Source organism: Parapedobacter tibetensis (assembly GCF_024704835.1).
GTDB classification, from domain to species: Bacteria; Bacteroidota; Bacteroidia; order Sphingobacteriales; family Sphingobacteriaceae; genus Parapedobacter; species Parapedobacter tibetensis.
Map to the genome: position 1 here is coordinate 146439 of NZ_JAMXBE010000004.1, position 23392 is coordinate 169830.

21 protein-coding genes and 2 tRNA genes are annotated in these 23392 nt (G+C 44.9%); 10 read left to right on the forward strand and 13 right to left on the reverse strand.

What is annotated here, in order from left to right; translation table 11 throughout:
- The first annotated feature begins 149 nt into the window (after positions 1-149).
- From NF543_RS07930 to NF543_RS07940, 3 genes are all read left to right on the forward strand, one after another.
- Positions 150-368, forward strand: a complete 219-nt coding sequence (locus NF543_RS07930; protein WP_257667584.1) for a heavy-metal-associated domain-containing protein — start codon at positions 150-152, stop codon at positions 366-368.
- 136 nt (positions 369-504) lie between these two features.
- Positions 505-1173 carry an HAD family hydrolase gene (locus NF543_RS07935; RefSeq protein ID WP_257667585.1) on the forward strand — a complete coding sequence of 223 codons (669 nt, stop codon included), beginning with the start codon at positions 505-507 and terminating at the stop codon, positions 1171-1173.
- The gene (locus NF543_RS07940; protein WP_257667586.1) at positions 1166-1921 is read left to right on the forward strand and encodes a sulfite exporter TauE/SafE family protein; all 756 of its coding nucleotides are present in this window, start codon (positions 1166-1168) and stop codon (positions 1919-1921) included. The genes NF543_RS07935 and NF543_RS07940 overlap by 8 nt, the downstream gene beginning before the upstream one ends.
- 26 nt (positions 1922-1947) lie before the next feature.
- Here the strand turns inward: NF543_RS07940 and NF543_RS07945 are convergent, their stop codons facing one another.
- The 8 genes from NF543_RS07945 to NF543_RS07980 all read right to left on the reverse strand — a co-directional run bounded on the left by NF543_RS07945 (position 1948) and on the right by NF543_RS07980 (position 13084).
- Positions 1948-3174 carry a Glu/Leu/Phe/Val dehydrogenase dimerization domain-containing protein gene (locus tag NF543_RS07945; protein ID WP_257667587.1) on the reverse strand — a complete coding sequence of 409 codons (1227 nt, stop codon included), beginning with the start codon at positions 3172-3174 and terminating at the stop codon, positions 1948-1950.
- 271 nt (positions 3175-3445) lie between these two features.
- A complete protein-coding gene (locus NF543_RS07950) occupies positions 3446-4102 on the reverse strand; it encodes a hypothetical protein (protein WP_257667588.1) in 657 nt (218 codons plus the stop codon).
- Between the two features lie 10 nt (positions 4103-4112).
- Positions 4113-4727: a papain-like cysteine protease family protein gene (locus NF543_RS07955; protein ID WP_257667589.1), complete on the reverse strand. Its 615-nt coding sequence runs from the start codon at positions 4725-4727 to the stop codon at positions 4113-4115.
- 532 nt (positions 4728-5259) lie between these two features.
- On the reverse strand, positions 5260-8955 hold the full coding sequence (locus NF543_RS07960; protein ID WP_257667590.1) for an efflux RND transporter permease subunit: 3696 nt from the start codon (positions 8953-8955) through the stop codon (positions 5260-5262).
- Positions 8956-8957: 2 nt separating this feature from the next.
- Positions 8958-10139 carry an efflux RND transporter periplasmic adaptor subunit gene (locus tag NF543_RS07965; protein WP_257667591.1) on the reverse strand — a complete coding sequence of 394 codons (1182 nt, stop codon included), beginning with the start codon at positions 10137-10139 and terminating at the stop codon, positions 8958-8960.
- A 10-nt stretch (positions 10140-10149) separates the two neighbouring features.
- On the reverse strand, positions 10150-11490 hold the full coding sequence (locus NF543_RS07970; protein WP_257667592.1) for a TolC family protein: 1341 nt from the start codon (positions 11488-11490) through the stop codon (positions 10150-10152).
- A 34-nt stretch (positions 11491-11524) separates the two neighbouring features.
- Positions 11525-12142: a TetR/AcrR family transcriptional regulator gene (locus NF543_RS07975; RefSeq protein WP_257667593.1), complete on the reverse strand. Its 618-nt coding sequence runs from the start codon at positions 12140-12142 to the stop codon at positions 11525-11527.
- 243 nt (positions 12143-12385) lie between these two features.
- A complete protein-coding gene (locus tag NF543_RS07980; protein WP_257667594.1) occupies positions 12386-13084 on the reverse strand; it encodes an NUDIX hydrolase in 699 nt (232 codons plus the stop codon).
- Positions 13085-13303: 219 nt separating this feature from the next.
- Between NF543_RS07980 and pfkA the strand changes: the two genes are divergently transcribed.
- From pfkA to gap, 3 genes are read left to right on the forward strand one after another with little or no spacing between them, the layout of a single operon-like run.
- The gene (pfkA, locus tag NF543_RS07985) at positions 13304-14287 is read left to right on the forward strand and encodes a 6-phosphofructokinase (protein ID WP_257667595.1); all 984 of its coding nucleotides are present in this window, start codon (positions 13304-13306) and stop codon (positions 14285-14287) included.
- A 24-nt stretch (positions 14288-14311) separates the two neighbouring features.
- Positions 14312-15160 carry a hypothetical protein gene (locus tag NF543_RS07990; protein ID WP_257667596.1) on the forward strand — a complete coding sequence of 283 codons (849 nt, stop codon included), beginning with the start codon at positions 14312-14314 and terminating at the stop codon, positions 15158-15160.
- A gap of 7 nt (positions 15161-15167) precedes the next feature.
- Complete coding sequence (gene gap / locus NF543_RS07995) at positions 15168-16163, forward strand: type I glyceraldehyde-3-phosphate dehydrogenase (protein ID WP_257667597.1); 996 nt, start codon at positions 15168-15170, stop codon at positions 16161-16163.
- Positions 16164-16250: 87 nt separating this feature from the next.
- Here gap and mnmA read toward each other — a convergent pair whose 3' ends face one another.
- Positions 16251-17339 carry a tRNA 2-thiouridine(34) synthase MnmA gene (gene mnmA, locus NF543_RS08000; RefSeq protein WP_257667598.1) on the reverse strand — a complete coding sequence of 363 codons (1089 nt, stop codon included), beginning with the start codon at positions 17337-17339 and terminating at the stop codon, positions 16251-16253.
- A 185-nt stretch (positions 17340-17524) separates the two neighbouring features.
- Here mnmA and NF543_RS08005 point away from each other — a divergent pair.
- The 4 genes from NF543_RS08005 (at position 17525) to NF543_RS08020 (ending at position 19028) form a co-directional block, all read left to right on the forward strand.
- A tRNA-Phe gene (locus tag NF543_RS08005) sits at positions 17525-17597 on the forward strand.
- Positions 17598-17819: 222 nt separating this feature from the next.
- Entirely contained in the window at positions 17820-18248 is a 429-nt protein-coding gene (locus tag NF543_RS08010) for a group III truncated hemoglobin (RefSeq protein WP_257667599.1), read from the forward strand.
- A gap of 112 nt (positions 18249-18360) precedes the next feature.
- The gene (locus tag NF543_RS08015; RefSeq protein ID WP_257667600.1) at positions 18361-18747 is read left to right on the forward strand and encodes a sulfatase-like hydrolase/transferase; all 387 of its coding nucleotides are present in this window, start codon (positions 18361-18363) and stop codon (positions 18745-18747) included.
- A 206-nt stretch (positions 18748-18953) separates the two neighbouring features.
- Positions 18954-19028: transfer RNA gene (locus NF543_RS08020), tRNA-Val, on the forward strand.
- A gap of 26 nt (positions 19029-19054) precedes the next feature.
- Here the strand turns inward: NF543_RS08020 and NF543_RS08025 are convergent.
- The 4 genes from NF543_RS08025 to NF543_RS08040 are packed head-to-tail and all read right to left on the reverse strand — an operon-like array spanning position 19055 to position 23386.
- Positions 19055-19591, reverse strand: coding sequence for a hypothetical protein (locus NF543_RS08025; protein WP_257667601.1), 537 nt, complete (start codon positions 19589-19591; stop codon positions 19055-19057).
- Between the two features lie 4 nt (positions 19592-19595).
- Positions 19596-20885, reverse strand: a complete 1290-nt coding sequence (locus tag NF543_RS08030; RefSeq protein WP_257667602.1) for a condensation domain-containing protein — start codon at positions 20883-20885, stop codon at positions 19596-19598.
- A 9-nt stretch (positions 20886-20894) separates the two neighbouring features.
- On the reverse strand, positions 20895-22184 hold the full coding sequence (locus tag NF543_RS08035; RefSeq protein WP_257667603.1) for a condensation domain-containing protein: 1290 nt from the start codon (positions 22182-22184) through the stop codon (positions 20895-20897).
- Positions 22181-23386, reverse strand: a complete 1206-nt coding sequence (locus tag NF543_RS08040; protein WP_257667604.1) for a glycosyltransferase — start codon at positions 23384-23386, stop codon at positions 22181-22183. The genes NF543_RS08035 and NF543_RS08040 overlap by 4 nt, the downstream gene beginning before the upstream one ends.
- Between the last annotated feature and the right edge of the window lie 6 nt (positions 23387-23392).

The window sequence follows — 23392 nt, forward strand, 5'->3', positions numbered from 1 at the left end:
GATCTTCGCTAATTCGCCGTTCGTGGCCATGCAAATCAGCGGATAAGCAAAACCCGACGCAGGAGGGTTCATTGATGCCTTTAAAAACAAACAGGGAATCAATAATAAACGAATCGGCAAATAAGTAAATAAATAAATGACTCAATAACATGAAAGCACAACTGAAATTCAAAACAACTATCAATTGCAGTGGATGCGTAGCATCCGTTACCCCATCACTTGACCATGTGGTCGGGGAAGGCCATTGGCAGGTAGATACTGTAAATCCGGACAAGATTTTGTCGGTGGAAAGCGATAACGCCACTGCAGAAGAAATCGTGGAAGCCGTAAAGAAAGCTGGATATCATATTGAACCTGTTGGTTCATAAAGGCATTCGCGTTAGGTAAATTTCTTTGGATGCGAGCACCGTTAAGCGGAAGTTCATAGCTGTTATACTAATAAAAAATCAGTGAAAGTCTGTTCAATCCGTGTCATCTGCGCCCAAAAAAATTTACCTTTGACGCATGGAAAAACTAGCGGTCATCTTTGACATGGATGGGGTCATCGCCCATACCAACCCTTACCACACTGAAGCCTTCAGGCAATTTTTTGACAAATACAAGGTGTCCTATACCGAACTGGAGTTTGAAGACCACATGTATGGCAAGCACAACAGCTATATCATGAACTACTTTTTCAAACGCGAAATCAAGGGCGATGAGTTTAAGCGATTGGAAGATGAAAAAGAGGCTCTTTTCCGCGAAATATACCAGCACATCATGAAACCGATAGCTGGGTTTTTGGAATTCCTTGCCGCCCTCAAGAATTCGGGCTTCCATACCGGGGTAGCTACCTCCGCACCACGTGCCAACTTGGATTTGATCATGGATGGCTTGGGGTTCGCTGCACAGATGGAATCCGTCTTGGCTAGTGAGGATGTACAGGCGCATAAGCCAAACCCAGAAATCTATTTAAAGTCAGCCGACAATTTGGGAGTAAGCCCCATAAACTGTGTGGTTTTCGAAGATTCCTACTCGGGTGTATCGGCCGCTATCAACGCTGGAACCAAGGTAATCGGTGTTCTCTCTTCACATACCAAGGACCAGCTTCCCCCTTGCCAATACTACATCAGAAACTACCATGATGTGGATATAGCTATCGTAAAACGGATATTGGCATTGCCTCATGCCTGATCTCTCTCATCTAATCCATGGCGTGTCTGAATGGACGCTCTTTTTTATATGCGCCATGTTTATAGGCATGTCAAAAACAGGCATACAAAATATCGGCACATTTACTATTCCGGTATTTGCTTTGCTTTTTGGTGCTAAGCATTCCACAGGGATTGTACTTCCTTTGCTTTGCATGGCAGACGCCATCGCGGTAGTCTACTATCGAAAAAAATTTCACCGCTCACATATCCTAAAGCTGCTGCCATGGGGTATAGCCGGTTTGTTGGTTGCCTTGATGGCAGGACATGTGGTACCCGAATCCGGCTTTAAAATCATGATGGGAGCGTCAATATTGTTGGGCATGGTGGTGATGCTTTGTATGGAACGCAGCGGCAAAATGATAGAGATGACTACTTCGGTGTGGTTTTCACCGGTGTTCGGTTTCTTCGTTGGTTTTTCTACGATGATCGGCAATGCCGCAGGTCCATTACTTACGGTGTACCTCCTATCTACGCGGCTGCCAAAATATGCCTTTGTGGCAACAGGGGCATGGTTTATAATGATTTTGAACTACCTTAAAATCCCTTTACAGCTATTCGTTTGGGACAATATCTCCTGGGATGGATTTCTGCTTGACTTGATGGCCTTACCTTTTATTATCATTGGAGGCCTCATTGGTATCCGGATAGTGAATGTCCTGCCGGAAAAGCAATTTAAGACGTTGATGATCGCGTTGATCGTGGTATCTACGTTATTTTTGTTGGTATAAAGGCTCCTGAATTAAACCATAGATTCTTATACCAACTGTTCTAAAGCGATCTCATAGGCCCTTGAAGAAATATTCGTTTTCTCCGGCGAAACCCGATAGATATTGGCCAATGCCCTTTGGATTACATTGGATACATCCGAAAAAATGGCATCATCACTCATCTCCACGTTGCGCTGCATCAAGTAGGCAAATACGCGTGCCATGCCACAATTGGCAATGAAGTCGGGGATGAGCGAAAGCTGCTGGTCCGCGTATTCCATCACCGGGCCATAGAAGATTTCTCGATCCGAAAACGGCACGTTTGCGCCTGAAGAAATGACCTTCAGGCCATTGTCCACCAATTGGGTTACGTGCTCCTTGGATATCAGTCGGGAGGCTGCCGCTGGGATAAGGATTTCGGCGGGCACATCCCATATACGCGCATTCGTTTCTTCAAATGACAATAGCTCAGCTGCATGCAGGCTATTCCCCTTTCTACTAAGATATAACGATTTGATTTCATCGGCATCAAATCCCGAAGCATTGATGAGCCCTCCCACCCTATCAATGATGCCCACAATTTTTACACCCATCTGAGAGAGGTAATACCCGGCAGCCGCAGCCACATTGCCCCAACCTTGAATGATGGCACGTTTACCGGCGGCTTGCCCATTAAACAACGCATAATAATGCTTGATGGATTCGGCCACGCCATATCCCGTAATCATATCGGCCACTTTGTATTTTCGCTTTAAGTCCGGTGTATATTGAAGGTCTTCTAACACCTTAGATACCCCGTAACGCAATTGCCCGATTTGGTGTATGCGTTCATTTTCCCGAACATTGAAATGCCCGCTCAATACGCCTTCCTGTGGATGCCAAAGTCCGTAGTTTTCGGTGATTGGAATCACCTCATGTATCTCATCCACATTTAGGTCGCCACCCGTGCCGTAGTAATTCTTGAGCAATGGGGTAACCACTTTATACCAACGGTCTAAAACACCCTGTTTACGAGGATCGGATGGGTCGAAATTGATGCCTGATTTTGCCCCTCCTATGGGCGGCCCAGAAACTGTGAATTTCACTTCCATGGTTTTGGCTAGCGATTCCACCTCATTGCGATCCAACCCTACGCGCATGCGGGTACCCCCTCCAGCAGCACCTCCTCGCAATGAATTGATAACCACCCAGCCCTCGGCCTCGGTCTCAGGGTCATTCCATTCAAATACAATTTCAGGTGTTTTTTCCTCAAAGCGCTTCAGTAGATCCTTCATAACGGGTTATAATTTGGGCGCAAACTTACCTAAACTTATGTGTATAAGCAAAAATTGTCTGGCGCCCGCTATTGCCGTGTAAACAACAATACAACGCGAGTCCAATCATTGTCAAGAATGGTCACCTGTTCATTTCAATCAGTGAAGGGTAAATCCTTAGGAAAACTTGTCCTGAAAACGGATTTTTGCCATATAAATTATTTAATCGCACGCCATGAACCAACAACTCTGTTCAATCTAATCTTATGGAAATGATATGCAATGGACGAGCCTACCGCTCAAGGTATCCATTGATGAAATCTTCGCCAAACTCGATTTCCAACTGCTCACGGTAATTATCGAGTATGCGAATCAATTCCACCCAGGAATACCGGCCATCAATGGAAAGCTTGGCTTCGGGATAATCTACAATCGGAATATAGCTGGGGCGATCCGGGTCTTGCAGCTCCATAAAACTCATTTCCAAACCAGGTACCTCCACTAAGCGGGTAGCTGAGGGATGCCTGTTTATGGCTTGCACGAATTTCTTCATACCGATGGTGCTTTGTATCCATGAATCGTCCGCCCGCTCTACACTGATTCCAATCTTGGTGGTTTTTTCACTGCCCAAACCATACCAATACGCATCATCTGATGAAATACGGGCCGTGTCTTTGAGCTGGTCTATCGAGAGGTAGGTAATGGGTACCGCGGCTTGGGTGCTAAGCTGCTTGATCTCTTCATCGGATGATAGCCCAAATACTTGGCGTTGATTTTCATTGATAATCAGATGCAAATTTTCCTGCGCCTGCCTGAGGGCCTCTTCTGGACTGTCGAACTTATTTTCAATGGGTTTCATGTCATCATTTGGATCTTTGATGCCATCGCATTGGCAACCTTGCATCAGCAAAACTATGCCCAATATATAACTTGCGAATAACGTTTTCATCATGTGTTTATTAATTATTATCTATAAATTGATATAACGTGCGTCGATGGACCCTGCCGGGCCCGCTAGTATTGGCATAGGTTTCGTAGGATATCTGGTCGTCACTGCCTTCGCATGGCCCCCATGGGTCGGAAAGCGATATCCACCGCTGGCCACCTACGTCTACATAGCCATAGATAACCCTTACGTGGCCAACACCGCCACTGGCCGCACCATCGCCAAAGACCAACGGTTTCTTGCGGCAATAGATTTCCTTACGGAGGTCATCCCATGCCAAAGGCGCATCGGATTGGGTAACGGTATAACCCAATGATTCGATAGCCGCCCGAGTATTGCCGGGGGTGTTGCAATTGTTGGTCTTTGGGCACGATCCATCCCCTTGCGGTGTGCAGCAATCACTGCGTCCCAGCCGCGCATTGGCTAAGACACATTGGCTTATGGTGTGTCCAAAATAGGCATGGACCATCTGCGAACAGGCTATCCAGCACCAATTGTTGGTCTCTTGCGGGCGGATGGGTACCGTGACCGAGCCGAGGTTCTGGCAATCGCCAGGGCACTTGCAGCATCCTGCAATCCCTAATATGACCAGGATTGCCAATCCAATAAATTTACTTTTGCCTCTCATTTTGGTTACTAATTAGATAAAGTTAATTGAATCTATTCGTACATCACAGCACTGAGCGCAGGACATGAACCGGTACGCCTAAATGCTACATGGCATGACCATCAAGACAAAGATACCTTGGGGTATAAGAAGTGGCAATACCTAAAATGGGGTAATTTAAGCAACTATACTTGGTACAGCACGGGAAAGGCAAAAAAGCCTGCTGGAATTTCCAGCAGGCTCATAAACATAATTAATCTAACTAATATTCGAATACATCACAATTGGACAGGCTCTTTCTTATATTCATTTTAGCTATGTTCATGTTGTTTTTTAGGCCCTATTTCTGATACCATTGATGAAGATCGTGGCAGCCTGCTTTTGTTTTTCAATACTCTTTACCAGTTCTTTCTTATCTGCAAATGGGTGGGGTATTGAATGGTTCCAAAACATGGCCAATCCCCTGATCATGGCAACAGGCAAGACAATGCGCAAAAAACAAAAGAGGCCACAACGTGTGGCCCCTTTACCTTAAATCAGTATTGATTCCGTTTTAAAGCAAGCTATCAGTGTTTCCTTGGGTTATCTGATTATTGGCCTGCTGTTCGTTCTTATGGTTGTTAAACCTGATTTTTGCCCGGTTCAACAAGTAAAACATGGTTGGCACGATAACCAATGTCAGGAATGTAGCAAAACTTAAACCGAAAATAATGGTCCACGACATGGGTTTCCAAAAGACATTGTTATCGCCACCAATATAGATTTTGGGATCAAATTCCGTGAATAGTGTGAAGAAGTTCAAATTGAGTCCTATCGCCAACGGAATCAGGCCCAAGATGGTGGTGATAGCCGTCAGCAATACTGGACGTAGCCTATTAGTCCCTGCTGCAATGATAATATCCCGATACTGCTTTCTTGTGAGCAGTTCGTCACGGGGAATATTCGATTCATCCTTCTTTCGGTCAATCAGCAATTGCGTATAATCAATCAATACGATGGCGTTGTTTACTACAATTCCAGCAAGGGAAATGATGCCCATCATAGTCATAATGATGACAAAATCCATCTGGAAGATGACCAGTCCGAAAAACACTCCGATGAAACTCAGAATGATGGCGACAAATATGATAATTGGCTTAGAAATCGAATTGAACTGACTCACGATAATCAGCAGGATAAGCATTAATGCGATGATCAACGCATTGGATAAAAACTCCATGTTCTTTGCCATTTCCTCTTGTTCACCTGTAAATTCGAACGTGATGTCCCTGGGCAAGGGATGGCTCTCCATCGCTACCTGGATTTTCTGGACAATTTCCGTAGGGTTAAAGCCCTCCAATACGTTGGAATAAATAGTGATGACACGCTTGAGATCCTTTCGTTTGATGGCACTGAACGTAGCGATACTCTTCGTCTTCACTAAAGTAGAAAGCGGAATTTGCTTCAAGTTGCCCTGGTTATCCCTGAACGTGATGTTTTGGTTGAACAGGGCACTTTCATTGTACCGATTATCACCATCAAAGCGTACCATGATATCATGGTCGTCCTTTCCATCCTTGAACGTGGATGCGTCAAAGCCATAGATGGCCGAGCGCAATGCCCGCCCTACCTGAGCTGTGGTCACACCCAATTCCCCGGCTTTCTTCCTATCTACGATGACCTCCATTTCGGGTTTATTCTGATTGACGTCCAGATTCAGGTCCTCAATTCCAGCAATATTCAATCCGTTGATATACGACTGGATATTTTTGGCTTCATTGATGAGTTCAAAATAGTCATCTCCCTTCAACTCGATGTTAATAGGATACCCTGCTGGCGGGCCGTTTTGGTCCTTCTCGGCAATGATACTCACCCCAGGATGACCTTGTATGGCATTTCTGATTTCAGTAAGTACATCCGAACTGCTTATTTTGTCGCCCGCTTCATTGAAGCGGTATTTGTACTCTCTGAACAGCACGGACACTTTTCCACGGTGCGGCATTTCGTTTTCCGAGGCGCCATCCGTCATTGGGTTTCCTGCGCCTTCACCCACCTGCGAAATGATCGACTCGGCCATATAGTTATAGGGCGCTCCATTTCTGGAATATTGGTATTTATCCAAAACGGAAAACACTTGTTCTTCTATGACTTTGGTAAGCTCATTGGTTTTCTCGATGTCTGTCCCTTCCGGATATTCAATATAAACAATGGCCTGATTAGGTTGGTTTTCCGGAAAGAAAAGCACGTTGGGTGTAAATATTCCAAACACAACAAGCGACAATATCAACAGTCCAAACGTACCGAATACGAAACGATAGGCGTTCCCTCCTTTCAGTGCAGATCCCAAAAAATTCTTGTAGCCACGTTCAAGCCGCGGTAGGGTTTTATACTGGAAATGCCTCGATGCAGGAATCAACACGTATTTGAAGAACCATAATGCCACCGAGACAAAAATAAACAGGTTACCAAATCCGATAAGTGCTCCGGGGCCACCTATGAATCCCAAAATAGTGAACAAGATAGCCAAGGCAAACAGGCCTAACCCCCTTTTTAGCAGTGCCGTCTTGCGCCTGTTTTTCCATCCGATGTATATCATCACCAACGAAGCGATCAAAATAATAGGCCCTAAAATTTGGAAGATAATATGGGTGTTGAACAATCCAGAGATGATGAGCAGTAAGCCAAATATCAGTAATGAAATGCTAATCCTAATGAGTGATTTACGCGACATTTCCTCTTCTTCGGTCTGCATAAATACCGAAGTAAACATGGCGTTGATGACCAAGGCTATGAAAAGGGAAGAAAATAGTACCGTAGCGAGCGTCAATGGGAAAAAAATCATGAATTTGCCCATGATGCCCGGCCAAAAACCAAGGGGCAAAAACGCGGCCAACGTGGTGGCCGTGGAAGCAATGATAGGCCATGCAATCTCGCTGACACCCTGCTTCGCCGCCTGTATACGGGGCATTCCCTCATCCATGAGCCGGTAGACGTTTTCGACCACCACAATGCCGTTATCCACTAACATACCCAATCCCATCACAGTAGCAAAAAGCACCATGGTATTCAGTGTCAGGTTAATTCCCACAAAATCACCCGCTATGGGCAAGATGAGAAACGACAAAAGGATGGAGAGCGGAATGGCTATCCCTACAAAAAGCGCGTTTCTGAATCCAAGGAAGAACATCAATACACCGACTACCAGCAGCACGCCAAAGATGATGCTGTTTTCCAATTCGGCTACTTGGTCTTCCGTTCTGGTAGACTCGTCGCTGGTAATAGAAATATCCAAATCACTCGGCAAATAGGTTTCCAAAGCTTCCGGTATATGGTTTTTGATTTTCTCCATTGCCGTAATCATGTTCTTACCACTTTTCTTTTTGATGCTTAGCATCACTACCGTACGGCCGTATTCCCTAGCATAGGTAGTAGCATCCTTGGCCCGGAAGTTTACCTTAGCGATATCCCGCAAATAGACGGCGCCTTCATCCTCCTTCACAACAATTTGTTCAAGCTCCTCCGGATCTTCGATTTCGCCAATCACGCGAATATTCCTTCGCAGGCCGTTATCGATGATATTTCCACCGGAAATCGTGGTATTCTCATCTTGAATGGCACTGATAATCTGGTCGAAACTTACCTCGGCAGCCATCATCTTGTAAACGTCTACGGCAACTTCCACTTCTTTGTCTTGAACGCCTAAAAGCGTGGCCTCTTTAACTTCTGGAAATTCTTCCAAGCGATCCTGTAAATCCTCCGCATACTTCCTTAATTGATCCTGCGTATAATCTCCTTTCAGGTTAAGTTGGGCGATGGGTACAATTTCTGAAATGTTGAGGTCGAACACGTTGGGTTCTACCTTGACACCACCATCCAATGTGGGCCAATCTTGCTGTGCTTTTACCGCATCTATTTTGTCTTTTACCCTTGTCTTTGCCTCCTCAGTTGTCAACGTCTCTTCAAACTCAACGGTTATGATGGAATAATCCTGTAGGGAATTGGAAGTAATCTTGACCACACCGGATATATCATTGATCTCTTCTTCCATCGGCTTGGTGATACGCTTTTCAACATCCTCGGCAGAGTTGCCCGGCAAGACGGAGCTCACATATATTTTATTCTCGATGACCTCTGGAAAAGATTCCCGTGGCAGGGTCAGGTATGATATTAATCCTCCAAACAGGACAATTCCAACCAGTACAAATACGGTCATCTTATTGTCGATGGCCCAATTGGAAAGTCCGAAATATTTTATTTTATTGTTTGCCATCGTTAAGACTGATTTTCATTTTGAATGGAAATTCTGCTGCCATCTTTCAGGGTCAATGCTCCGTCTTTTACGATAACATCTCCACTGGAGAGCCCGTCCAGCACTTCCACATACCCTTCGTTTTTATTTCCTGTTTGAATCTGTGTACGCACCACTTTTGCTTTGTCGTTATTCATGTCCGTAAGCACATAGACATATTTCTCCCCAGCTGCATTTTCTTGAATGCAATTTGAAGGAATGGTAAACGCCTCCTGATTGCTATAATTGTTGATCTGGAGATTTGCAATCAAATTTGGTTTGATTTTCGCTTCCGTATTGGGTATGGCCACTTCGATCTGGAATGTGCGATTCGTAGGATTGATGTAACTGCCCACACTCGATATTTTTCCATCTACCGTGGTTTGGATAGCTGGGAAAGTAACTTTCGTTGTCGTCCCCGTGGTTACGCTTTGCAGATAAGTCTCAGGCACTGATGCCTTTACACGCATTTTATTTAGATTCACAAGGCGCATCAGTGCCTGTCCGCCAGGTGACACCACTTGACCTTGTTCTGTAATGATATCATCGATAACTCCTGAAAAAGGCGCGCGTATGGACGTCTTGTCCAATTGTGAGCGCATTTGGAGCACGGCACTCTCTGCGGCTTCCATATTCGCCTTTGCTTGGAGAAACTGGATCTCGCTACCTATTTTCTGAGTCCACAGTCTATCTTGACGCTCAAATGTTGTTTTTGCCAAATTGTATTGGGTCTCCAATTGAGCCAATTGGCTAGATAGGCCACCGTCATCAATCCGGGCTAGTAGCTGCCCCTTGCTAACTTGCTGGCCCTGCTTTACATAAACCCCCGAAAGTATGCCCTGATATTCAGGATAAACCAGGATATTCTCCGATGTTTCTACATTCCCCTGTATGGAAACGAAATTATTGAATGTGGTATCCTTTACTTGATATACCGTCACTAATGGGTATTTGAGTGTGGAGTCTTTCTCCGCTATGGCGAGTTCCAACTGCGCCAGAATCTTGCTGATGCTATCGGAAGAGGCTAAAACCTCGGCCCGTTTCCGCTGCATGGCCGAAAGGTCGCCTGATTCAATGACAACTTCTACGCGCTCCTCTGAGCCTGTATTATTGGAGCAGGCATACGTTAGTGCCAGCATAAGAAATACGATTACTGTCCTGTTCATGGTATGGTGATTAATTATGGGTATTAAGGATTCGTTCTAATTCTGCTTTGTTGTTTATTACATCTAGCATGGCCTGTAAAAATTCTTGCTGTGCAGTGTAAAGCTGCAGCTGGGCTTGCCGGAGATCGAAACTGCTGCTAAGCCCTTCAAAAAATTTGATTTGGTTCTTGTTCTCGATGCGCGTTGCCAACGCGAGATTATTTTTTGCATTCCCGTATTTTTCTATTGAAAACTGATAGTCGTTTCTCGCTGTGGTGACTTCCATTTTTACTTGCTGAATGGTAGATTCCAGATCTGTTTTCGCCTGATCAAAAGCTATTGCCGTCTGTTGGGTCTTTGCCCTACGCGAAAAGGAACTAAAGATTGGCACATGCAGCCTAAAGCCGAGTACCGATGATTGAAACCAGTCCTGGTTGCTCTTGAAGAAGTCAAAGTTGTTGCCATAGGATGCTGTGCCGTAATTGATAAAAGCACTTAGCGTGGGTAATGACTTCACCTTTTCCAATTTGTGTTCAAGCCTCCGTTGTTCGGTAAAATTATAGGCAATCTTGTAGTCTACATTCCTTATCAAATTCAGCTCCTCAGACAACAGCTCTAAATCGATATTTTCCCCAATAAGTGTTTCCAGATTCTGCGTCAAATCAACCGAAGCTTCCAAATCAATACCCAAGGTAACGTTGAAAAGTTGTTTAGACAATTGCAGTACACGTTTAGCATTTTCCAATTGGATTTCCATATTGGAAAGCGTAATCTGCAGCTGTTCTACATCCTCCTCTTCGCCCATTCCGTTGTCGAAAATTGCCTGCGTTTCCTTTAGGTTTTTCTCCAGTGTCTGCCTGTTACTTTCCAAAATATCAATATTCTCCTCAGCCAGCAACACATTGCCATAAGCGTTTATCACTTCTTTCCGTATCGTTGATGCCGTTTTTTCCTCCGTGTTTCTTGAATATTCCAAGAACGTTTTGGAAGCCTGTAAAGCCACAATGTACGAACCATCAAAAATAAGTTGGTCCAAGGTAGCGGTGGCAGTCATGGTTTGGGGCACACCGAAAATCACGGGGATGAATGTGCCGGGCTCCCCCCCTGAAAATTCTGCTGGGATCAATGAAACAGGTTGTTTAAGCTGGTTTTGGTACTCCACATTGGCATTGACTTGTGGCAATCCCGTTGCAGTGGTTTCCCATTTCTTCTTCAAGGCTGCCAGCACATCGCGTCTGGCGTTGATTGCTGTCCGGTTACTGTCCATGGCAAAATCAATGGCTTCCTGCAGAGAAAACGAAAAGGATTTGTTGTCTTGTGAAAACCCCCAGCTCGACGCAGAAAGTAATAAAATGACAAATAGATAGCGCATGTTGATGTATAATATATTTATGTAATTCAGTTCATTATAATGTACTGGCCTTAACTTTGATGACTCCATGAAGAAAAACCTTAGTGGCCAATTTTTGCTTTTCAAAAATCTTTTCCAGGAACGCCTGGTCCAAAAATCCTGACGGTAGACATGCATCACAAAACAGGGCTAAGCCACGCTGAATCGCAACATATAACTCTGACATCAGTCCGATATCAAATGTTACAAGTTCACTCTTTTCTATGCCTCGTTCAAAAATGTTGCTGATGGTCCTTTTTTCTCTTTCAAACACGTCTTTGGATATTTCCTTTGCTTTTTCGTTGCTGAAATTTCCTTCTACCAGGTCACGCATCAACATGTAGTGTTTACTGAACAAATCGTATTTAATCCGGAGTACTTGTTCCAAAAGCTCAAGCGTTGTGGCATCGTCTCGAAATACATTATCCATCAAATCCGTTGCCTCGGCAGACAACCACTCTACGATTGACTCTACCAAGGCTAATTTATCCGGATAGTAGTAATACAGATTCGCTTTGGAAATATTTATATCCTCCGCTATCTCACTCAATGCTGTTTTGGCTATGCCAAAGTGCGAAAATCGCTTTAACGCTGCCGTTATGATTTGATTCCGTTTGTCATCTACAATCTGCATTTTTGCTTTTCTACTATTTGACTATTTTTTTTATTTGGTCAAAAGTAAAACTAAGAATTTACGATGCAAATTTTTTTTTTGCACATTTTATTCATGAAGCATTTTATGACATACATATTACTTTATATTTCCTTTTCAGCTGCTGCAAAGGAAATAACGGGCAATGACAACCCTATGGCAGTGCGCCATAAACGGATTTAAGATTTTTGATTGCGGATTTTGAAGGTAATTTGAAGAATTTTCCTATCTGCTGAATGTCAGCTCGTTCTGGAACACCTTGGCGTATTTGCGTTTATCGAGCTTGTACAGTCTTGCTGCGCGATATGAAACCCCTCGTTGGAATTCCGGCAATTCCTTTAGGATATTATAATTAAGCATCTTCTTACGGAAATTACGCTTATCCAATTTCCTTCCCCAAATCGCTTCATAAAGTTGTTGCAATTGCGTGAGGGTAAACTTTTCAGGCAACAGTTCAAAGGCAATCGGACTATAGCTTATCTTTCGTCTTACTTTCTGGATACTTTTATCAATAATATGTCTATGGTCAAAGGCCAGTTCGGGCAAGTTCTTCAATGGGTGCCACACGGCCTGCCGCGCATAGTCGGTCACCGGCGCAGGTTGGCTCTTGAGGTCGTCCAAACGTAGCAATGCATAATAGGCCACCGTAATGATACGTCCTTGAGGATGGCGTTTCAGGTTACCAAATGTATACAATTGTTCCATGAAGATCCCCCTCAGGCCGGTATGCTCATATAATATCCGTTTCACAGCATCGTCAATGGTTTCATTATGTTCAACGAAAAAGCCCGGGAGGGCCCACCAACCTTTAAAAGGGTATTCGTTGCGTTCAATAAGAAGCACCTTTAATTCCCCTTCGTGGAAACCAAAAATCACGCAGTCCGTGGTAAACGTAGATTGTAAATGTGGTAAGTTTGATTGCAAAGCGTTGCCTGTTTGTTGAATACAGTCCAAATTGTAGGCTCCAAAAAACTCAGGCTCAAACGATTTGAATTATACTCATGTTGTTTACTAATTGATTTTAATTCACTAAGTTTGCCCACTTAAACCTTCCAAAGTGGAAAAATATTTCTTGAAAAATTTAATAGTGTAGTAAATACACACTATATTCGTGCTGCTAAATTACAAAAGATTATTAGAAAAGTGCAAAGCATAAAAAAAGTAGGTATATTTACTTCCGGTGGTGACGCACCGGGTATGAACGCCTGTATCCGGGCATCAGTGCGAACAGCGTTACACGCTGGCAAATCTGTGGTAGGTGTATACCATGGTTATCAAGGGATGATCGACAGCAATTTCGAGGAGATGAGCAGTCGCTCGGTAAGTAACATCATTCAATTAGGCGGCACGATCCTCAAAACTGCCAGATGCAAAGCTTTCCGGACGAAGGAAGGCCGACAACAAGCTTATGACAACATTAAAACAGCGGGTATTGACGGCCTTATTGCCATTGGCGGCGACGGCACATTTACTGGGGCTGAAATCTTTTCGCGCGAACACAACATTCCCGTGGTATGTATTCCCGGCACAATAGACAACGACCTATATGGTTCGGATTTTACATTGGGGTATGATACGGCCACCAATACCGTTATTGAGGCCATAGACAAAATACGGGATACAGCAGCCTCACACGACCGGCTTTTCTTCGTGGAAGTGATGGGGCGTGATTCGGGCTGCATTGCCTTGAATGCCGGCATCGCTGGTGGCGCGGAAGCCATCTTGCTACCGGAAAAGGCTACGGCAATTCAGGATCTTTGCAGCCAATTGGAGATTGCCGCAAAGGGAAATAAGGCTTCTACCATTGTTATTGTAGCCGAGGGAGAAAAAAATGGGGGTGCGTATAATGTCGCAAAGGCGGTCAAGGACCGGTTTGACTTTTATGATACCAAGGTTACGATATTGGGCCACTTGCAGCGCGGCGGGTCGCCAAGCAGTTTTGACCGGGTATTGGCGAGTAGACTAGGCTTTGCAGCCGTGAGGCATTTGCTTGCAGGTTCCACCCGGGTAATGGTAGGATTATGGGGCAATGAAATTAGGACAACTCCGCTGGAAGAAGCGTTGAACAACAAAGCGTTTAAACTGAGTGAGGATATGCTTGAAATGGTGGAAGTATTGTCCATATAACTTCATGTTTGGGTTTGATTATTGATGATAGCTGTTGTATTCAGTGGTTCGAGGTTTGCAGATTGGCGGTTGGCTGATAAGGGGAAGATTGTGACGGGGTTCCGGACAATGGGTATCAATCCTTATTTGCACGACGAGCGATTCATTCTGCAATTGCTAAACAAAAACAACAACCTCATCAATTATGCCGAACAAATAAAGCGGATTTATTTTTTCGGAGCCGGTTCATCCTCCGCTGAGCGCAAAGAGAAAATAGCATTGGTTCTCAGGCAATTTTTTAGAAATGCGAAAATCAATGTAGACCACGATGTCAAAGCTTCTGCCATTTCGACACTCGGTGACGGCAAAGGCCTGATTGGCATATTGGGCAGTGGATCCAATGCAGCTTATTTCAATGGGCGAAAAACATTGGATAACAATTTTGGACTGGGTTATATCCTAGCGGATGAAGGATCTGCCAATTGGATTGGGCGCATGTTGTTGAAAAGCTTTCTCAATGAGGTGATGCCCGACGATTTGAGGGAAAAGTTTGTTGCACGCTATCCGTTAGACCGCAAACAAATATTGGACAAAGTGTATAATCAAGCAAACCCTACCCTGTTCCTGACATCGTTTGCGGATTTTGTTTTGGAAAATCATAAACACCGTTTTATAAAAAAAATGATTTACCATGGTTTCAAACTTTACATTGAAACCTATATATTGCCATTGAAAGACCAACATCCGGATACGACCATCAACTTTACAGGAAGCGTAGCTGCCGGATATGAAGGATGGTTGCGGGATGTAGCTGAAAGATATGGCATAGTGATTGGTACAGTTATTAAGGAACCGATACATAATTTATTGAAATACTATTTAAATAAAAACTGATATAAAAATGAAAATTGGAATCAATGGATTCGGCCGGATTGGCCGTTTAGCATTCAGGGCGGCGGTCAACCGCCCAGATGTCGAAATTGTTGGCATCAATGACTTGGTAGAACCGGATTACATGGCATACATGCTGAAATATGACTCTACACATGGGCGTTTTGACGGCACGGTAGAAGCAAAAGATGGCAACCTTATCGTGAATGGTAAGACCATCCGGGTAACCGCAGAAAAAGATCCCGCAAATCTCAAATGGAATGAAGTAGGTGCCGAGGTAATCATCGAATCTACCGGTTTATTCCTTACCAAAGAAACCGCACAGAAACACATTGATGCGGGCGCCAAGAAGGTGGTGATGTCTGCTCCAGCAAAAGACGACACACCTACTTTCGTCATCGGTGTAAACCACAAGGAGCTAAGGGCTGATCAAACCATTGTGTCAAATGCCTCATGTACAACCAACTGTTTGGCTCCACTTGCCAAAGTACTTCATGATAAATTCGGTATTATTGAAGGATTGATGAGTACCATCCATGCGGTTACCGCAACCCAAAAGACCGTTGATGGGCCATCCGCGAAAGATTGGCGTGGCGGACGTGGTGCCTATCAAAACATCATCCCCTCTTCCACAGGCGCAGCGAAAGCCGTTGGACTGGTGCTTCCCGAACTGAAAGGCAAGCTTACAGGGATGTCTTTTCGCGTCCCTGTGCCGGATGTTTCAGTGGTAGACCTTACTGCTCGTTTGGAAAAACCAGCCACTTATGAAGAAATCAAACAAGCATTCAAGGATGCCTCTGAAGGCGAATTGAAAGGGATATTGGGCTATACTGAGGAGGATGTGGTTTCCGAAGATTTTCGTGGTGATGCGCGTACTTCCATCTTTGACGCTAAGGCGGGGATTTCACTCAATGATACATTTGTCAAAGTGGTATCTTGGTATGACAATGAATGGGGATATTCCAACAAATTGGTTGATTTGGTTGAGTTGGTAGGCAAAATATAATTTGCCCCATTTTAATAGCTATAATCAAAAACCTCATAGGTCTGCATGGGAGCTTCCATACAACTACACCTATGAGGTTTTGTTTGTTTACATCAAAAAACCACCACCCAACAAATCGTCGCCTTCATAGAACACAGCCGATTGTCCGGGCGCAATACCTTTCACGGCATGATGGAAATCCACCTTAACCTTATCGTCCGCTTGCATGATGGTACTTGCCATACCTGCATCTTTATAGCGTATTTTAGTCACGGCTTCCAGGGGTTGTTCAATGGAAGCGTATTTCACTAAATTTACATTTTTTACGTAGGCTTCCCCGCGTTGCAGTTCATGTTCGTCACCAAGCACCACCGTATTGCTTTGTGGCAATATCTCGGTTACGAAAATCGGGCGGCCTAAGGCAATACCCAAGCCCTTGCGTTGGCCTACGGTATAATAAGGATAACCTTGATGCTGACCCACTATGGTGCCATCAGTCAACACAAAATTCCCCTGCCCTACCCGTTCGTCGATATCTTCCACGCGGTGGCGTAGAAACCCTCGGTAGTCGTTGTCGGGCACGAAGCAAATCTCGTAGCTTTCAGATTTGTCGGCTAATTCCATTTGCCCCATATCTGCGGCCATTTGGCGAATCTCTGCCTTGGTATAGCTACCTAAAGGGAATTGAGTTCGGGCAAGATTTTCCTGCGATACCCCCCATAGTACATATGACTGGTCCTTATGAGCGTCTTTTCCTTTGGAAATTACATATCGACCGTTGTCTTGCAGGCGGATATTGGCATAATGGCCCGTGGCAATGAATTCACAATCCAGCTTATCTGCACGTTTGAGGAGTGCTTCCCACTTGATGTGGGTATTGCAGAGCACACATGGATTAGGTGTACGTCCGGCCAGATATTCATCCACGAAATTGTCAATCACAAAATCGCCAAACTCCCCCCTGATGTCCAGTATATAATGAGGAAAACCGTAAGACACGGCCAATGCACGCGCATCGTTGATGCTATCAAGGCTGCAACAGCCCGTTTCCTTGGATGACCCACCTGATGAAGCATAATCCCATGTTTTCATGGTCAGCCCGATAACCTCATATCCTTGTTCATGGAGCATCACGGCGGCTACAGAACTGTCTACACCACCACTCATGGCAACCAATACTCTTCCTCTTTTGCTCATTTCCAACAATTAAATCGCAAAGATACAGCTATTTTTTTTGACCATATGTTTTTGCCTCGTCATTTTATCCTTAACACAATCAAGCGCTTGCTCGTGTCTTTCGAATAATTTTCAAAAAAAATTTTCTGAAATGAAAAAAGACGCTACATTTGCAGTCCCAAAACAATCAGAAACGGTTGAGATAGGGTACCATAGCTCAGTTGGTAGAGCAAAGGACTGAAAATCCTTGTGTCCCTGGTTCGAATCCAGGTGGTACCACAATATGAAAAAAGGTGCTATAGCTCTGCTAAGCGCTTTTTTTGCGTTTTTATATCATCCAAACGGGTCGAACCCTGGGGCAGCGGAACGACAACGCCTCCATCACTTGCCTATAAAACTGGCTACTCCGGCATGGGAGCCGTCCGGTAAGTCAACACTGGTAAAATTTACAACATATATGAATAGGGCGTTCTATTTAAAAAATTATTCTAGACCTCGGCAATGTCAAATAAATATTATAACGCTATCTTTACCCCAAGAACAGGAAACATGGTTGCGGAAAGGCAGGACATCCAAACATTGGAGGACATCAAACTAATGGTGGATTCATTCTATGCAAAAATGAAGGATGACCCACTTATCGGCCCGATTTTCACTGATAAAATACAGGATCATTGGCCGGAACATTTAGACAAGATGTACCGGTTTTGGCAGGGGTTATTACTAGGCGAGCATACCTACCATGGCAGACCTTTCCCCCCGCATACCCAGCTACCTATTGGCATCGAGCATTTTGAGCGCTGGCTGGTACTCTTCCGGGGCACGGTGGACGAACTGTACGTCGGGCCGATAGCTGATGAGGCAAAGCTCAGGGCAAACAGCATCGCCAATGTATTCTATAACAAGCTAAAGTATACCAAGGAGTCTTAGTTTACACACTACTAACTCCTCTTCGTCATTCTTACCTGCGAACGAATAAATTTACGCTGTATGAAACCTGCATGAATTGCTACTCACAAAACGATGCCATAAAGGCCATAAAGTGAAATCAATACTTATACGGACGAAAAAAGAAACTTTATTTATTATCAGATTGGCACAGTCGACATTTTACATCCTGGTGGTGCTTTTATTTACGATGAAAGCTTTTGGACAAGCGGAGAAACTGGATCGACCCAATATCATTTTTATCTTCAGTGATGATCATGCCAACCGCACCATCAGCAGTTATGGAGCAGGCATCAACAATACACCGAATATAGATCGGATTGCGGAAGAAGGCGCCATTTTTCAAAACAACTTTTGTGGTAACTCAATATACGGGCCAAGCCGAGCAACGATCCTCACCGGACAACATAGTCATAAAAATAGCGTTACAGAAACGCTTCTGGATGGGATAGCACGCAACAAATACTGTTTCCCCGAATAATGAAAAATGAAGGATATCACATAAGAATGAAGAAATGAAGGAATATTACAAATTGAAAGCCGAGGCGAAATTAATAAATTACAACACTGAATAGTTTACCGTTTATTCGGGATTCCTTGTGAACCGTGGTATTACTTGTGATGGTAATATACTTTAAAAAATGATTTGCATCATCATCAAAAAAATCTATTTTTGTGCCATATCAAGGGAAATTAGCTCAGTTGGTTTAGAGCACTACCTCGACAAGGTAGGAGTCACAGGTTCGAGCCCTGTATTTCCCACATAAAGCATAACCCTGATTGATCAATCAGGGTTTTTTGTTCACCTCAACGACTCCCCTTAATTTTTTAATCGATAGCCATACAAACGCTGCAGCCAATAAAGCAGCCAAGAAGCCCAGTATCACAGCTAATACCCGCCCATCATAGGGCCTTTCGGCAGGAAGCAGCAACAAAACGAGGCCTATCGGAACACTTGCCATCAAGGTATGTACCGTGGCAATTTTGGTAATGAACCGATACTTGGCAAAGGGTTGTGGCAGTTGAAAACCAACATCTTCCTTTTCGGCCATATCGATTGTTTTTTTAAGAATATCAAACGAAATGATAAATGGGAGCAACAACGCCATCGGCAATAGGAAACGTGCAAAATGTTGCTCCCCTCGAAACAGGTATACGGCTGTTGGATCCTCGAAATTAAAATAAGCAACCAACGTATTGAAAACTAGATTCGTGGGTATATAAAGCCACAGATTCCTGCGGATTAACTTTCCTATCCGCACTCCGGGCCATGGTTCAGTCGCTTGTGTTTTGGAACAGTCCATTACTGCTTCTTCCCGCTTCATAACCTTAATTTTCTTGATGAACCGACATGGCCGAAATCAACTGATGCATGACCTGTTCCTTTATCGCTTCTGCTTCTGCTTCTGTAACCAGTGCCGTATTTGACATAAGAGAAAAATCCATCATACCTCGGTACGTGCTTAGCACTAGTGTGTTGGGATTGCGCCACGGGAACCCTACGGTGGGACTGAAAATGGACTCCACATCGAAATGATCATAGTGCTCGGGAATGGCTAACCGCCCCATATTCGAAAAAGTCACATCATGGTCGCCGACAGATTGCAGCAAAAGTTTGACGATAAAGCCAACAAGCCCATGGAATCGCTCGCCCCGTACAAGCAGCTTAGGTACGTCCATGGCTTCAATACGTGTGGCCAAATCAGCTTTTACGTTCCTTGCCCTTTCCCAAAACGCTCCGGCAGGAGGCTTGGCGATATCGGTAATGGGCGCAAAGGCAAATAGCTGGTCGTCCTTAATAGCCGGTATGAACCGGCGGATGTCTACCGGACAGATTAGTTTCCCTTTGGCCCGCGTGCCCAACACTTGTGCAAACGCATCTAATACCGCGGTGCAGCATGCGGCGTACACCGTTGTCTGCTCGGCTTTGCAGGTGGCTACAATCGCGTCTGACAAAGCCCTGTCCAGTTTCCAATGGATAAAATAGCTTTCCCCTGATGCAGCTTGTTTTTGACTGCCTGTTTTGAACCACAGAAAGCCTCTGGCGATCAACATATATAGGTTGGATTTCAGTCGGGTGCCCAAACGTTGTGCAGCATCTACTTTACCTAGAAGATCTCCGACTTCTCCAAATAGCTGGTAAGCATCCAATTCCAAACTGGGGTTATCCAGCAAAAGCAGCAATTCACGCATCAATGCCGTGCAACTTACCCCATCTACAAGACTATGCGGACACACCCATATCAATTCAGACACCTCATCGACACCGTGAAGCAAAACAACGTGCACAAGTGGTCCGTTTTCCTTGTCAAATGTCCTTGCCCATTCTTTCATCGATATCCGTTTCCAGTCGTCATCGGTATATCGAATGAGCTGCGTCAATAGGATTGGGGGCGGAGATTCCAACTCCACAAAATGGGGCAACCCACTTTGATCCTCACGTATGCCCATCCTCAATACCGGGTGCTTACCTTGAATTTTCTTCAAGGCCAGTTTTACATCTTCAGCTTTGATTTGTCCGCGAATTTTTGCGGCAAATATGCAATTGATGGAAGTATGAGCATCCACATGCAGGATGCGCTCTCCCATGGTCAGCTTTCTGGCAAATGTTGTTGTCATAACATCATATTATGCGGTGGCTACGGCCAATTCAAGATTGGCTATCGCTTCATTTCTAATGGACTCGGCATCAGACCTCTGGATAAACCCTTCGTTACATACAAAAGAAAAATCAAGTTGGCCCTTATAGGTCGATGTAATCACCGTTGTCGGGTTGGCAAAAGGGCCAATAACGGTGGGACTGAAAATAGTATCGACTTCAAAATCAGTATAGGTTTGCGGTATTTGCAACTTTCCGATGTTTGAAAACATCAGGTCGTTACTTACCTTCCCATAGGTAAGTACTTTCAGCATGTTATCCAAGGCGCCATGGAGATTTTCCATGACCATGAGAAAATCATACGGTTTCATACCGTTAACCTGCTTATCCGATTGCGTTTGCAGCGCCTTTGCCTGTTGCCAAAAGTCCTTTGTACCATTTTTGGTCAATTGGAATTTGAGCACCAAGCCAAATGAAAACAGGCTGTCCTTATCAATACCCGGCACAAATCGACGAATATCCACCGGACATGTGAGCCGACCATGCGCCTGTCGCCCCCTCACCTGCTTAAAGGCCAATAGAAACGCTAGGGAAAGCACCGTATTGACGGTAACCCCTTTTGCTGAGCAGGCGGAAAACAGTTTGGCCGAAAATGCCTGAGAGCACTTCCAATGTATCAGGTAATCGTCTACCCTGCTGATTTTTGGTTTGTTTTTGGTGGAGACAAACGCCACGGAAGTACTAAGCGCTACGCGAAGTAACCTGGCCAATAGTCGGGTACGCCTCCGCTGCTTGCTGCTACCCTGTACTTTCGACGGAATGATCGCCTCCAATCCGGGCAACCCTTGTGCAGGGCCCATGGAATGGTTAGGATTATCCAGCAGCTTCAACAATTCGGACATCAATACCACACCCCCACCCCCATCACAAATACAATGATGAAAAGCAAATATTAGATCAGCTCCGTCTGTATCCAATAGCATTTCCAATTGGGCCAATGGTCCTATTCGGATATCAAATATGGTGCCCCATGCCTTTTTCACGGCATCTTTCCATGTCGTATCGCCCTTTCGTTTGCCCACTATTAATGGGATTTCAGGGCCTTGTTCAGCCACGCGGAAAGCCGGCAGTCCCTTGGCGCTGTTTACCACATATGCCTTTAATATCGGGTGCTTGGCCTGCACTTTCTGCAAGGCTTGCCTTAGTCGACCCTCATCTACCTGTCCCTTTATCCGCAAGGCAAAAACACCGTTAAAGGCTGCTGTGCCATCTCCATAGAGCACCCGCTCCAAAAACAACAGGTCCCTTTCCTTAATCATACTACTAACTCTCCATTTTCAGGCGATGCTATGGCGAAATCCTCCAATAGCTGCACCGCTCGCTCATTGCCGCCTGCAGCTGTAAAAGACTGCCCAATACGCATGGCGTTTTGCCGGTAAGCATCATTTGCGATCAGCTGCCAAAGCGCATAACGTAAATCAGCGATACGCAGCCTTTTGTAGCGTATTTTAATACCGCACCCCGCTTTTTCAATCAGCCCGGCCGTATGGAAATGATCATAAGCAATGGGCGTGATTAACATGGGCAAGCCATTTGCGAAAGCATCATTCACGGTATTGAAACCGCCATGGCAAATTACCACATCCATATGTGGCATGAGCTGCGCCTGTGGAACAAACCCTTGCACGATGAAATTGGCGGGCCATGAATCCCTGATTTTCGGGTTGGTTGCGGCAATGATAGTAACGGGTTCATTGGCAAAAGCTTCTACCAATTTGGCAAAATAGGCTTCCCGGATATCTTCCAACAATGTACCTAAGGAAACAAACACTTTAGGCCCCGTGGCATTTTCCAATCGCTGCCAATCGAAAGGCACGTCATTGGGCCTACCCTTCACCGGACCCACAAACCGCATATGGGGTTCAGGGTTTTCAATGGCAGCGAATTCAGATGAGGTAAACACGATGTTGAGCTTCTGCGAATGGATCACCAGATTTGGTGCGTCTATCCCCACCGACCGTTGCAGATCATACATTAGCTTGCTCTGCCATTCCATCACGCGTAGAGCATCTATATGTTGTCCTCCGATATCAGGAGGTACCGGTGTGCTGGTTACGTAAGGAATTTGCTTCTTATAGGCGCATAACCCGCCGGCAAAAGTAATGCAATCACTGATGATGACATCGGGTGCGTAATCATCCACTACCCGCTCCAATCCGTTCATCATGATGCGGCAAAAGGGGATATATGTTTCTTCCAGGGCCAGCTTCCACGTTTCGGCGCCAGATAACCGAGGGCCATCATCTTGTCGCCTTAGGATTCGGGTAATCTCCTCCTGATGCATGGCCAATTCATCCGTTGGCAAGATGTATTCCCCCCCTTTTGGGATATGAGAATCATCCAAGGGAATGAGCCCTGTCCACGCCACTTGATGCCCTCGCTGCAGCAAACTGGCTCCTACACTCAGCGTTGGGCTAATGTGGCCAAAAAAAGGCGGCACTACAAATAGATACTTATGCATACAACT

What these genes read in the sequence shown, in the direction of transcription:
- NF543_RS07930 (WP_257667584.1), top strand. Translation starts at nt 150, where the DNA reads ATGAAAGCACAACTGAAATTCAAAACAACTATCAATTGCAGTGGATGC.
- NF543_RS07935 (WP_257667585.1), top strand. Translation starts at nt 505, where the DNA reads ATGGAAAAACTAGCGGTCATCTTTGACATGGATGGGGTCATCGCCCAT.
- NF543_RS07940 (WP_257667586.1), top strand. Translation starts at nt 1,166, where the DNA reads ATGCCTGATCTCTCTCATCTAATCCATGGCGTGTCTGAATGGACGCTC.
- NF543_RS07945 (WP_257667587.1), bottom strand. Translation starts at nt 3,174, where the DNA reads ATGAAGGATCTACTGAAGCGCTTTGAGGAAAAAACACCTGAAATTGTA.
- NF543_RS07950 (WP_257667588.1), bottom strand. Translation starts at nt 4,102, where the DNA reads ATGAAAACGTTATTCGCAAGTTATATATTGGGCATAGTTTTGCTGATG.
- NF543_RS07955 (WP_257667589.1), bottom strand. Translation starts at nt 4,727, where the DNA reads ATGAGAGGCAAAAGTAAATTTATTGGATTGGCAATCCTGGTCATATTA.
- NF543_RS07960 (WP_257667590.1), bottom strand. Translation starts at nt 8,955, where the DNA reads ATGGCAAACAATAAAATAAAATATTTCGGACTTTCCAATTGGGCCATC.
- NF543_RS07965 (WP_257667591.1), bottom strand. Translation starts at nt 10,139, where the DNA reads ATGAACAGGACAGTAATCGTATTTCTTATGCTGGCACTAACGTATGCC.
- NF543_RS07970 (WP_257667592.1), bottom strand. Translation starts at nt 11,490, where the DNA reads ATGCGCTATCTATTTGTCATTTTATTACTTTCTGCGTCGAGCTGGGGG.
- NF543_RS07975 (WP_257667593.1), bottom strand. Translation starts at nt 12,142, where the DNA reads ATGCAGATTGTAGATGACAAACGGAATCAAATCATAACGGCAGCGTTA.
- NF543_RS07990 (WP_257667596.1), top strand. Translation starts at nt 14,312, where the DNA reads ATGATAGCTGTTGTATTCAGTGGTTCGAGGTTTGCAGATTGGCGGTTG.
- gap (WP_257667597.1), top strand. Translation starts at nt 15,168, where the DNA reads ATGAAAATTGGAATCAATGGATTCGGCCGGATTGGCCGTTTAGCATTC.
- mnmA (WP_257667598.1), bottom strand. Translation starts at nt 17,339, where the DNA reads ATGAGCAAAAGAGGAAGAGTATTGGTTGCCATGAGTGGTGGTGTAGAC.
- NF543_RS08010 (WP_257667599.1), top strand. Translation starts at nt 17,820, where the DNA reads ATGTCAAATAAATATTATAACGCTATCTTTACCCCAAGAACAGGAAAC.
- NF543_RS08025 (WP_257667601.1), bottom strand. Translation starts at nt 19,591, where the DNA reads ATGAAGCGGGAAGAAGCAGTAATGGACTGTTCCAAAACACAAGCGACT.
- NF543_RS08030 (WP_257667602.1), bottom strand. Translation starts at nt 20,885, where the DNA reads ATGACAACAACATTTGCCAGAAAGCTGACCATGGGAGAGCGCATCCTG.
- NF543_RS08035 (WP_257667603.1), bottom strand. Translation starts at nt 22,184, where the DNA reads ATGATTAAGGAAAGGGACCTGTTGTTTTTGGAGCGGGTGCTCTATGGA.
- NF543_RS08040 (WP_257667604.1), bottom strand. Translation starts at nt 23,386, where the DNA reads ATGCATAAGTATCTATTTGTAGTGCCGCCTTTTTTTGGCCACATTAGC.